Origin of the sequence: Huintestinicola butyrica (assembly GCF_025567215.1) — a bacterium.
GTDB classification, from domain to species: Bacteria; Bacillota; Clostridia; order Oscillospirales; family Ruminococcaceae; genus Huintestinicola; species Huintestinicola butyrica.
Genome location: NZ_JAOQKB010000017.1, coordinates 1 through 12,151 on the forward strand (window position 1 = coordinate 1; position 12,151 = coordinate 12,151).

The window sequence follows — 12,151 nt, forward strand, 5'->3', positions numbered from 1 at the left end:
AATAAAAAATGAATTTGAAATTCAGCCTGTTCGTTGGGTAGTTGAACGAACATTTGGCTGGATGACTTGGTCCGGGCGTTTGTCAAAGGACTATGAAATTAGGACTTTTTACCAAGAAAATATTTGTATTATTTCCAATTTGCAAACCCTGTTGCGTCGATTTTAGCTTGTGAAGACAAGTTCTGACATAGACATAAAATCGCCATATACACAAGGCATTATGCTTTTGTGTATATGGCGATGATTTTTTTGTATTGACCTTATACGCTGCCTATGCGCCAGCCCTCGGCCTGTTCTCTTATCTGAATGATGCGTTTGTAAACGCCGTCCTGGCTGATAAGCTCGCTGTGAGTTCCCTTTTCGGCAATTCTGCCGTCATCGACTACAAGTATCTGATCGGCGTGCTCGATAGTTGCGAGACGATGTGCGATGGTGATGATCGTCTTGCCCTTTGTAAGCTCGGATATTGCCGACTGGATAAGATGCTCGTTTTCGGGGTCGATGGAAGCGGTGGCTTCGTCAAGGATTATGATAGGAGCATTTTTGAGGATAGCTCTTGCGATGGATATTCTCTGCTTTTCGCCGCCTGAAAGAGTTCCGCCGCCCTCGCCTATAACGGTGTCATAGCCCTGAGGGAGAGCCGATATAAAGTCGTGGCAGCGTGCCTTTTTGGCTGCGGCTATCATTTCCTCTTCGGTAGCGTCGGGCTTTCCGAAGCAGATGTTTGCACGTATGGTATCATTGAAAAGATATACGTTCTGGAAAACCATGGAGATGTTTGAAAGCAGGCTGTCGCAGGTCATTTCACGCAGGTCATGGCCACCTACTGTGATGCTTCCGCTGTTGGGATCATAAAATCTGGCAAGCAGGCTGCAGATAGTGGTCTTTCCCGAGCCGGACGGTCCCACAATGGCGGTAGATGTCTTTTCGGGGATAGAGAAGCTTACATTTTTAAGCACCTGACGGGAATCATATCCGAAATCAACATTTTTGAACTCGATATCGTAGTGGCTGAGAGGAATATTCTTTCCGTTTTCATCAATAAAGCTGCTTCCTTTAAGAGCATCCAGCTGATCCATTGCATCGTCGATAACGCTGAGAGTGTGTGCGCTGTCGCTGATAGGTTCAAGGCTTGCAAATACCACAAAGGAGAAGAACACGAACATGAGCATTACGGAAAAGTCCATCTTTCCGTTAAGGCACATAAGTGACGCTGCAAGTGCAAGTGCTACCGAGCCGCATTTAAGGGCTATCAGGTGGCAGAGATTTGAGGGAAGATATCCCCACTCTATTTTAAGATGTATGCGCTTGCTGTCCCCTACCGCCTTTGTGACGGAATCCATGGAAGCACCGCTTTTTCCGAAGGACTTAACTACCGCAAGTCCTCTTGAGTATTCGATTATTGCGCCTGTCATATCCTTGTTAGCCTGAGCCTCAACAGGTGAATTTTTGGCGCTGTAGCGTGAGATGAGCACAAGGAATATGAATGAAACCGCTGCGGCTGCCAGTGCTATAAGTGCGGTCACGGGGCTGAATATTGCAAGTGTGACAAATATAACGATAAAGTTCAGATATCCGCCTACGAAATTATCGACCATTCGTATGCCCATATTTTCAAGGGTAGAAAGACCTGTGGTTACCGAGCTGAGTATATTTCCCGTGCTTACCTGCTGGAAATAGCCGAGAGATACTCGCTTCAGGGCATCACCTACTGCAAGGCGGTCACGGGCGGTAAGCTCATAGCCGATAGACTCCTGAAATCTTGCTCTGAGATAATCAAACAAGAATCTGAGGGCAACGAAAACGATCTGCAAAACAAGGCTCTTCCATATCCAGCTTCTGTCAAAGGCTGTGCCGTTCATTTTTGAGTCAATAAGCAGTCCTATGGTATAGGCTGCGACCATTATTGGCATAGCTGTGAAAATATGAGATAAAAATGATACCGCAAAGCCTGCGTAAAGCCTGCCCTTAAATTCACCGCACCAGTTGATTATGCGCTTGATAGTTTTAAACATTTTCCGCACCTCCGTTTGTGGCAACAGCCCAGTCCTTTGCGCCTATATGGGCTTCCCACATATCCTTGTAAAGCGGGCAGTCTGCCAGAAGCTGTTCCTGGATTCCCTGAGCAAGTATTTTGCCGTTTTTCAGCACAACAATATTGTCGGCAGATTTAATGGTAGAAAGTCTGTGGGCAATTACCAGCAGAGTTTTGCCCTTGGTGAGAGCTGTTATGGACTGCTGTATCTTATGCTCGTTTTCGGGGTCGGTAAATGCTGTTGCCTCGTCAAGAATTACTATGGGAGCATTTTTGAGCATCATTCTTGCAATGGCGATACGCTGCTTTTCGCCGCCTGACAGGCGCTTTCCTGCTTCACCGGCGGGAGTGTCGTAGCCATTGGGGAGCTTGTTTATAAACTCCTCGCACTGGGCTGCTCTTGCAGCTGCCTTTACCTGTTCATCGGTCGCCTTGGGATCGCCCAGACGGATATTTTCAAGTATGGAGCAGCGGAAAAGGAAGTTATCCTGTGTAACAAAGCTTACATATTCCGAAAGCTGGGAAAGGGGCATATCCTTGACGTTCACGCCGCCTATCTCTATGCTGCCCGAGCTTACGTCCCAGAAGCGGGCGATAAGCTTTGCCACTGTGGATTTTCCTCCGCCGGATGGGCCAACAAGAGCTGTGAAGCTGCCCTGAGGGAGCTTCAGGTCAATGCCGTGGAGGACTTCATCATCAGCATTTCCCATGTAGGAAAATCTGACATTTTTAAGGGAAACATCTGTCTTTTTAACATCTGCACGCTTTGCAGGCTCGGGAAGCTCCTTCATATTAAGAAACTCTTCCAGTCCCTCAACCGTGAACTTGACCTGACGCATATTTTCGGAGAATACCTCCAGCTTTGCAAGCGAGCCTACCATGGAGATAGAAAGCATTACTGCCAGTGCTGCCTGCGCAGGAGATATGGTTCCCGATGATGCCAGAGCCAGCGCTGTGGGCAGTGTTCCGATAAGTGTTGAGGGGAAAAGCGCAAATGCAAGCTTCATGGTCACATATGTGGAAGCGAGCCACTTTACAACAAATGTTTTAAAGTCGTTTATTGCGCCTGCGTATTTTTCGTAGGAAACGCCTGCACGTCCGAAAGCTTTGATAACTTCAATTCCCTCGATATACTCAACCACGGTGCTGTTCATATAAGCGCCCGCCTGATCATATTTATCGAAGTTTTCGCCGCTTATTTTAAAGGTAAGCCCCATGCAGATAAATGACAGAGGGAATGTTACCAGCGATGCCAGAGCAATTCGCCAGTCGATGCAGATGAGAGCGATAATGCTCACTACAGGCAGCACGATATGTCCTGCACCCTCGGGGACCATGTGAGCAAGAGGAGGTTCGAGATTTTCAATCTTATCCACCATCATGTTCTTTATTTCGCCTATGGAGTGATTTTCCACATCTCCGAGAGGTGCGTGGAGAAATCTGTCTGCCAGACGGAGACGAAGTCCCTCAAGAACATTGTATGCCATATTGTGGGAGATGCCTGTGGATAGCGTGAACAACACTACCTTTACGATATAAGCCGCCAGCGCACCAATGCACCAGCCGATTATCGAGCTGCTTGAAGCTATGCCGTCAGTGAACAGGCATATTATCCTGTACATACAATAAAAAGGCACAAGTCCCGATGTTACGCTTATGACTGAGAGTATCACCGATATCACAAGCTTTGCCTTCTGCCCCTCGGCGTACCTGAACAGCGTGGCTGTCCAGCTGCTTTTTTCCTTTTCCATTTTCATCTTTCCTTTCAGCGGATATCTTTGCGGTATTCAATGGGCGTGCGGCCCATTATCCTTTTAAATGTCGCCGCAAATTTGCTTGCACTGTCATATCCCACAAGTCCTGCTATCTCTGCTGCGCTTTTGTTTCTGTCATTTATCAGCATTTCCGCAGCACGGTTCATTCGGAAGCCTGTGAGCCATGCTCCGATAGACGTTCCATAGACCGAGCGGAAACAGCTTTTCATTGTTGTAAGAGGAATTTCAAACTGCTCCGAAAGCTCTTCCTGAGTAAAATTATCTGACATATTTTCTGCCAGAAATGTTTTTATCGCCTTGACCTTTTCAACCTGCGTCCTGTAGAAATACTGTCGCTTTTCATCTTCTGACGTCTCAGCAGTATCAAGGCAGAGCAGAAGTTCCAGAACCTTTACCCGCAGATACGGGAGACGTATGCTGTCGGGAACTCCGTACATTCCGCTGAAAACCGTATCAAGAGCGGCATTTTCACGAATAACTCTGGGGTATTTGCCCATGCGGAATTTTTCCGTAAGCTTATCAAAGTCAATGGTCATTCCGTCTATCATGCCGTTAAGCGATCTTTCGGCTATAGCTGTGGCAAATCCAACTGTTATGCCGTGAAAATGGCATGACGGGAACACGAACCGACCTGTATGTATCTGCCTTGTATCAAGCTTTACGTCGTGGGCTTCAAAATAAGAAAATGTGTTTTCGGCATATTCATATTCCATTCGCCCCTCGCTGCAGTGATCTGCCACAAGAACGCCATTTTGGGGAACATATCCCGAATCGACATATTCCATGTGGAAATCGTTGTAGAAAAGCTGCACGCCGTCAAAAAGCTCATAGCAGGTCATTGTGCCGTCGCCAGTTTCATTCCTGAATTTCCAGACGCTGCACCCGCTGCTTTGTGCAAGAAGTTCTGCACCTTGCTTTGTGAATGCTTCCGCACCGTTCATTCTGTGCCTCCTTTATGTTGCCTATTGCTAACTATATGATATTATATCATGCAAATATTTGTTTGTCTATCCCTTTCGGACAGATATGCTCCGTTTGGACAGAAAAGATTTCTGCTCTGTTCTGTATATAAAAAGTCCCCCGATAACGACTGAATATCATTATCGGGGGATATCATTACTTTTTAGTCATAACGTCCGTTATAGCTTCACGAATTTTGTTGATATCAAGTGGCTTTGTGATGTGGGCGTTCATTCCCACCTCAAAGCTGCGCTGAACATCGTCCTGAAAAGCGTTTGCGGTCATTGCGATAACGGGTATGGCCTGAGCGTCCGCACGGGTCATTGACCTTATTTTGCGGGCAGCGTCCAGTCCGTTCATTACGGGCATCATAACGTCCATGAAGATGATGTCAAATCCGCCGACCTCAGAAGCGGCGAACTTTTCCACAGCTTCTTTGCCGTTGGAGGCTTTTACAACTATCATGCCCTCACCCTCAAGAAGAAACTCGGCTATTTCCATGTTAAGCTCGTTATCTTCGACCAGGAGAGCCATTTTGCGGTGCATATCAACTGTGGGGCGGACAGTGCTGTCGGACTTTTCTCCGCTGACATCACGGTCAATTTTCAAAGGCACGGAGACAGAGAAGTAAGTCCCTTCATTGACCTTGCTTTGCAGGTCTATCTTTCCGCCCATACGTTCAACAAGCTCCTTGACGATGGAAAGACCGAGACCTGAACCGAAGGAGCTGTTTTCGCTGCGCTCCTCCTGTGAAAAGGGCTCAAAGGCGTGCTTGATGAAATCCTCATTCATGCCGATGCCTGTGTCGGAGCAAACAAAGGTGTACATGGAGGTATCGCTGTCTATAGGCTCTTCTGTGCTATATACGGTTATGCTGCCGTTTTCACGGTTGTATTTAACGGCATTGTTTGTCATGTTGAGAAGTATCTGCTGGAGATGTACCGGGCTGCCGATAACATTCCTGTGGATTATGTTAAGCTTGCTTTCATCAACATTAAAGGCAATGCAGTGTTCGGAGGCATTTATTTCAGCAACGGAATTGGATTTTTTCAGCATATCTATGATATCGAACCGCTTGTTTTTCAGTATTACCTTGCCCGATTCCAGCTTGTTCATATCAAGAACGTTGTTTACCAGCGACAGCAGATATCCCGAAGCCTCCCCTATCTTGCGGCGGCATTCTGCCTGCTTTTCCATATTTTCGGGGAAATGGTTTGCTATTTCAAGCATTCCACGAATGCCGTTTATGGGGGTTCGGATATCGTGGCTCATTCTTCGGAGAAAATCAGATTTTGCTATATCAGCACGCTTCACTTCCTGAAGTGTATTTACAAGCTTTTCTTCGTATTCAAGCTCCTTGGTCTTGCGGTCGTTTATGTCGCTTACAACATACAGCACTCTTGTTACTTTTCCATTTTCGTCCCTGCTCTGCACTATAAAATTAACAGAATACCATTTGCCGTTGAAGCCTTTCATTTCCGTATAAACGGAATTTTTATCGGCAAGGCGGTCTGCAAGGGTATCAAAATCAAGAAACTCTGCCATAACATCGTGATATTCGGGAGAAGCAAGCCGGTTTATGCCGATATCAGCCATTTCGGAAATATGTCCGCCACGTTCCACCATGCCGTATTTAACGCCATAGGTATTAACTCGGTCATATCTTTCGGCAGTGAGATCGACTGCATATATCTGCAAAAAAAGCGTGCTTACGGCAGAGATAACTTCATTTTTCAGGTTTGCCGAGCTGAGAGCAGCTTCAAGGGCACGCTCTCCTTTTTCCTTATCTTCCATATATTTGGTTATGTCGGAGATTATACCCTGAAAAAAAGTTCTGCCGCCTGCGGCAATGAGTATTGTGGTATCGGATACCCAGTGATAGCCGTCTTTTCCAAGGAGCCTGTATATCTGATCTGCATAGTTATCGGTCCCTTTTTCCTGTATCACCGTATTGCAGTATTTAAGTATGAGCTGGCGGTCATCGGGGTGAACAAGGTTCATGTATTTGTTGTCAAACCGTGTTCTGATATCCTCCTCAGTCCAGCCGAGAATATTAAGGAAACGGTCACTGACGTAAAGGAACGGGAAGCCCTTTTCACACGAGCAGCGGTGATATCCACCCGGCAGATTTTTGAACATTGATTCGGACAGAAAATTCTGCTGTTCAAGCTCCTTCTGCCGCCTTACAAAATCCGTCATGTCATTGCATATGCTTACAATGGCGAGCCTGCCGTCATCGGTCCTGATGACCTTGCCCTTATCCACAGTCCAGAACCAGCTTCCGTCTTTGCGGAGCATACGGTAGGTGGTCTCATATGTCTGACCCTCGTAATAGCTGTCGGTAAGGTCTTTTTGCACCTGCGGCATATCGTCGGGGTGTATAGTGTTTGCCACCATTCCGCCGATACCCTCTGCCAGTGAAGCGGTATCGGGATAACCGAGCATTTTTGCCATTTTATCGTTTGCATAGTACAGCGGAAATCCGTCTTCACAGTACCCGCCGAGTATTCCTGCGTTCTTTTCATGCAGGAATACATCTGTGATAGCCTTTTCATCATATTCAGACAAATGTCCGTTCATCTGCATTGTGAATACCTCCGATAAATAAAATTATAGCAAGGCATAAAATGACCTTGCTATAATACAACTGCATGATATTATAACATATAAAGATTAACAAATCATGCCAAGTGTGGAGAATTTCGCTTAATGTGCTTTAACGTACATGATCGAGGAAATTCAGCCTTTCAACAATACGCACCAGCTGTTCCGTCTGAGCGGTGAACTTTTCGCTGTTTGCTTTTATGGAACGGAATGCTTTGCCTTTGAACGGCAGGTCGTTTGTGCATACTGCAAGGTAAATATACTTATCTGTCACAGCTGCCGCTGCGGGATCCCCTGTTTCGGCGACAAGTGCGGAAAGACCGTTTGTGAGAGCAACAGGTACATTTTCTCCGATAGATGAAAATACGGATATGCCGTTTTCACTGCGAAGCTTTTCACCGTTCCGATACAGCGCAGGAGCATTTGCAGTGTCACTGCACACTTTCACTCCCGCATACTGCGGTATCTGATGTTCGGTGCGCAGGATATAGCCTGAAAAGACCTTGTTATCAGATGTTACTTTTTCATATGAATTGATATCGGGGTTATATATTTCTTCCGTATCACGGTCTGTCAGCTCGATATTGCAGCGGACAAAGTGTATGCCCTTGACCGAGCCGTCAATATACGCTCCGCCGTCAGCAGAAGTAAATCCGCTGAGGAGACCTGTACGTCTTATCTCAGGATCGTCAAAGCGCTTTGAGGCGGAGTATTCTTTCAGCTCAATGCGCTGCATAAGGATATCGGGCAGGATATCCTTACTTATATCGTCTGAGCCTGTTTTTTTCATTGCCATTGTGACCGCAGAACATATGAAAAAGCCGATGACTGCCGCAATAAGTCCTGCCGTAAAGCCGTAGGAAGCTGCCATAGAAACAGCTGCTACGAGAGTTATTATTATAAAAAGCAATGTGACTGCTATACGGAGCAGTATTTTTCCTATCCGTTTTGCTTCCTTATTATCCATAATGCACCTCTTATCCGAAAATATCGCCGGTTACCGTTTCAGAGCCGCCGCAATAAAGAGCGCCTGTGTTTATGTCAAGGTAAAAATCCACTGTGTCAAAATCGGGGTCATACATATCAATGGCTGTTATTTTTATTCCTGTATGCTTTGAGCCGCCTGCGTTAAAGGTGATAAGTTTTGCGTCCGCACTGAGGCAGTCCATATAAAATCCGTCTGCACCGCTGCAGTATTCATCAATGTAGTTAATTGCATTGGGAACTATCCTGTCACGCAGATATGCCGCCTTGCCCGTATCATTTTCCCAGTTGTTTACCCAGAAAGGCACTTTTTCGCCGTGCATTGATGATTCGGTAAGGCAAAGGATAATATCGCCGTATTTGTCGTAGATATCACTGCAAAGCGAAGTATCGGTAAGCAGGGCGTATTCTTCTATCTTATCGCTGTCAGTTATTTTCCATACCGTGTCGGTGTAGATATCAGGCTCGCCCCAGCCTGTGCCGTAATCGTCATATTCGGGGAAATATATGTATGCTTCCTTTGCGGGCAGAGGTGAACCGCCTGTCATGGCGCTTATAACACGGTCGTCGGAGTAATTTGCCAGAATATATACAAGGGTGGTGATATAGCCGTAATCATAGTCGTATCCGCCTGTGTACATTTCGGCGGTGATTGCTGTAAGCTCTTCATCGCTGTATTTGTCGGCGATATATGCGGCAATAGAGTCCTCGTCATATTCGGTGAGTATCATGTCGATAGTTTCAGCCATTTTGCTGTTGTAGCCGTATTCTGCATCGTGGCTTGTGTCGCCGTCGGTTATCCGATAGCGGTCAAGCTCCTTTGCTGAAGTCGTCTGAGTCGTAACAGGCTTTGTTTGCTGAGATGTGACCGCTTCTGTTTTTGCTTCTGTCAGAGCTGTGACGGCGGGTGCTGTGGTCTGAGAAGTTTCCTCGGAAATATCACGGACATAATCGGGCTTTTCGATTTCAATGATATTGCATATCTCTTCCAGAACAGAGGGCACGCCCTTGCCAAGGTCGGAATCCTTTTGTGGCTCGCACTTGTAGGCAAAATACATGGCAAACTCTGTGTCCATGGTCAGATTCTGGAGCATGGACTCTTCATCATAGTCAACATAACCTATCCGCTTATAATAATCCTTTGCAAGCTTATCTACATCATAATTATTGTATCTTAGAATATCAAGAATATGGGCAACAAGCTCTTTCTGCTCTATGCAGTATATGGCTGAATCCGACTGAATGCTCTCGTCATATTCCTGTTCAAGGCTGTACCAGTATTCACCATCGGCAGAGGCATAGGTATAATCTGACTCAGGCTCATAGATAAGCACTTTGTTTGGATATGCAACAGCTTCTGTAACTGTGGTAACTGTAACGGAAGCTTCCTCGGGCGGGTCGGACATGGTGAGTTCTGTCTCCCTTGCTTCTTTTGCCAGCTGTTGGGCTTTGGTCTCTTCCCTGCTGTCTTCGGTGACAAATTCCACGCTGAACATGGGGAGAGTGGATTCGTATGCCTTTGCCACATTTGGAGCATCTATCTGCATAAGGGCTTTCATATCATTGCCCCTTGCTCCGTAGAAAAATCCGCTGTTTGAAAGCCAGCTCACATAGCTGTCGCCTATGCGGATATCATCGTCATCAGCGATAACGTCAAAGCAGGCAAAAAGATTTCTGCGCTCCTTTTTTGTGGTGAGGTATTCAAAGGTAACGGTCATTTCCATGCCGTTAAGGCCGTCCTTATAGCGGATAACACCGTCATAGAAGGACGTTTGTGTGAACTGGAGGGGCATTGTGATGAGTGCACCGTATTCCTCAATGAAAACGGTCTGCATTTCGGTATTGCTTATCTCGGAGGCTGAGGAAATGATAGTGAAGCTTTCTTCAAATTCCTCATACACCCATGCGTACTCCTCGGGATAGCTAAGCACAGCGCACACGTTCTCGGTATCGGTAAGGTACATTACGCCGTATCTTCCGCCGTTCATATCGCCGGCTTTTACTCGGTGTTCGCTGTCAATATAGCTTTCATCAAATCCATAGTTCTGCGCCCAGTCGCTGAGGGGGATACGGTCTGTGTCGCCGAAAAGGGTTATTTCCGCATTTGTAACAGGGTCGGTGAAAAACACGTATTCATCGGTTTTATCCACCTGAGAGAATATTTCGGGATAAAGCAGGATAACGCCGTGTTTCTCGCTATAATATGCCGCTGTTTCTCTGCTGAATTTGTCGCTGTAGGCAGTGACCTTATCCTTGGAGTAGCCCTCGCCCGAGGCGGTGCTTTTCCAGATATCGTCACCCACAAAGCAGCATTTTATCAGTCCTTGGAGCTTGCCAAAGACATTGCAGTTTTTTTCGGGATATGTAAGCTCCGCTTCAACTATATATCTGCTGCCGAAGCCCGAATAATCGAATGTTATCCTGCCGTTTTCTTTGCTTTCCGAGGTGAACCAGTTTGCCCCGTATGCCAGAACCTGATTGTTTTCAGTGTTCTTTATAAAGCTTTCCACCTCTGACATGGAGGTATATTCATTGGGAGTGAGAGTTACTTTAAGGACTGCGCTGCTTTTCTCGTCACGGAAGATATATCCGCTGCCTATATCGGAAAATGCTGTAAGCTGTGCAGGGTAATAAAGCAGGCAGTTTGCTTCTTCGATGTAAAAGGAAGAGCTGTCAGTGCGGTATTCGATTTTATTGGCATCTTCCGAATAGGGCGTGCTGTCAGTTACAAGAACAGCTGCTGCGGAAGCTGTATATTCAGCTCCTGCATTATTGGGCGATGTGTTCACCTTGGCTGATACCATAGTGTCCCCTGCGGATATATAAACCGTTTGGGGCTTGCCCTCAGCATCTATTACAGCCGACCATTCACGTCCGTCACTTTCGCCGTGCAGGACTGAGCCGCTTATCACGGAATTGTCGGACAAAGCCGCTGTATCATAAGCCGATGAAGCTTCTTCAAGAGCGCTTTCCATATCATCTGCTGATATTTTTTCAAAGGTGAGGGATATTTCGCCGTCATCATATGTATAGGTGTTGTCGCCGTTATCGGTCATATCCTCCACAGCTGCGACAAACTGGGAATGTGAGCTGACGGCATTTGGGTCGGGATCATCGTAAGGATCGTCCGCCCTGAAAGCCATTATAAATACAAGTATGATGTAGGTAAACATAAGTGCGAATACTATGGAAAAAAGTGTGATGCCAAGTATTTTTACAGGCTTTTTCTTTATTTTAAGAGCCGATAAAATTATTCCTGCCGCTGATAACGGCATAAGAAGCAGTGCGAGCCAGAAAGGCATATGTTATCCCCCTTTCAACCGGTTACGCTGTTGTTTGCGTAGTAATTGACTTCATACAGGCGGTTGATTTTTCCGTCATCGCCTACAGTCCATGTGAATTTTGAGTCAGTGCCTATCTTTCCGTCCTTAAAACCCTTTTTAAGTTCACTTGCGCTGAAATACTGCTCGGGAGACCATGCTCCCACACGTTCAGGGTCCTGAAATTCCGCATATACATCATCGGAAACAGGCAGCCAGAAGCCTTCGTCCCCGCTGTCTGACCAGTCCTCCCCTGCTTTGATCGCCCCGTTTTTTACATCGTAAAGATAGAGAACATCTGCCGAAATGTCAGATGGGTCTGTCATATCATCACTGCCCGAACAGCCCGCCAGCATAAGACAAGCCATAGTGCAGAAAAGCATTTTTTTAATATTCATAAAATACCCCTTTCAGTATATCATAGTCCATTTTCATTATAGGATATACACGGCGCAAATACAATGTCCCTCAGG

The 12,151-nt window shown here is 46.3% G+C and carries 7 protein-coding genes and 1 pseudogene; 1 reads left to right on the top strand and 7 read right to left on the bottom strand.

Annotated elements, in window-relative coordinates; all coding sequences use genetic code 11:
* Positions 1 to 97: pseudogene (locus OCV68_RS13375) on the top strand (IS5/IS1182 family transposase); the annotation flags it as partial.
* A gap of 163 nt (positions 98 to 260) precedes the next feature.
* Here OCV68_RS13375 and OCV68_RS13380 read toward each other — a convergent pair.
* The 7 genes from OCV68_RS13380 to OCV68_RS13410 form a co-directional block, all read right to left on the bottom strand.
* On the bottom strand, positions 261 to 2,015 hold the full coding sequence (locus tag OCV68_RS13380; protein WP_262573378.1) for an ABC transporter ATP-binding protein: 1,755 nt from the start codon (positions 2,013 to 2,015) through the stop codon (positions 261 to 263).
* A complete protein-coding gene (locus tag OCV68_RS13385; RefSeq protein ID WP_262573380.1) occupies positions 2,008 to 3,786 on the bottom strand; it encodes an ABC transporter ATP-binding protein in 1,779 nt (592 codons plus the stop codon). Before OCV68_RS13385 ends, OCV68_RS13380 begins: the two co-directional genes overlap by 8 nt.
* Before the next feature lie 14 nt (positions 3,787 to 3,800).
* Entirely contained in the window at positions 3,801 to 4,751 is a 951-nt protein-coding gene (locus tag OCV68_RS13390) for a helix-turn-helix domain-containing protein (protein WP_262573383.1), read from the bottom strand.
* Between the two features lie 175 nt (positions 4,752 to 4,926).
* A complete protein-coding gene (locus OCV68_RS13395) occupies positions 4,927 to 7,356 on the bottom strand; it encodes a PAS domain-containing protein (protein ID WP_262573385.1) in 2,430 nt (809 codons plus the stop codon).
* A gap of 130 nt (positions 7,357 to 7,486) precedes the next feature.
* Positions 7,487 to 8,341 (bottom strand): hypothetical protein, encoded by an 855-nt coding sequence (locus OCV68_RS13400; protein WP_262573387.1) that lies wholly within the window; start codon positions 8,339 to 8,341, stop codon positions 7,487 to 7,489.
* A gap of 10 nt (positions 8,342 to 8,351) precedes the next feature.
* Positions 8,352 to 11,660 carry a hypothetical protein gene (locus tag OCV68_RS13405; RefSeq protein WP_262573388.1) on the bottom strand — a complete coding sequence of 1,103 codons (3,309 nt, stop codon included), beginning with the start codon at positions 11,658 to 11,660 and terminating at the stop codon, positions 8,352 to 8,354.
* Between the two features lie 14 nt (positions 11,661 to 11,674).
* Positions 11,675 to 12,076 (bottom strand): hypothetical protein, encoded by a 402-nt coding sequence (locus OCV68_RS13410; protein ID WP_022474970.1) that lies wholly within the window; start codon positions 12,074 to 12,076, stop codon positions 11,675 to 11,677.
* Positions 12,077 to 12,151: the final 75 nt, after the last annotated feature.

Coding starts and splice junctions, on each gene's coding strand:
- OCV68_RS13380 (WP_262573378.1), bottom strand. CDS start 2,015: ATGTTTAAAACTATCAAGCGCATAATCAACTGGTGCGGTGAATTTAAG.
- OCV68_RS13385 (WP_262573380.1), bottom strand. CDS start 3,786: ATGGAAAAGGAAAAAAGCAGCTGGACAGCCACGCTGTTCAGGTACGCC.
- OCV68_RS13390 (WP_262573383.1), bottom strand. CDS start 4,751: ATGAACGGTGCGGAAGCATTCACAAAGCAAGGTGCAGAACTTCTTGCA.
- OCV68_RS13395 (WP_262573385.1), bottom strand. CDS start 7,356: ATGCAGATGAACGGACATTTGTCTGAATATGATGAAAAGGCTATCACA.
- OCV68_RS13400 (WP_262573387.1), bottom strand. CDS start 8,341: ATGGATAATAAGGAAGCAAAACGGATAGGAAAAATACTGCTCCGTATA.
- OCV68_RS13405 (WP_262573388.1), bottom strand. CDS start 11,660: ATGCCTTTCTGGCTCGCACTGCTTCTTATGCCGTTATCAGCGGCAGGA.
- OCV68_RS13410 (WP_022474970.1), bottom strand. CDS start 12,076: ATGAATATTAAAAAAATGCTTTTCTGCACTATGGCTTGTCTTATGCTG.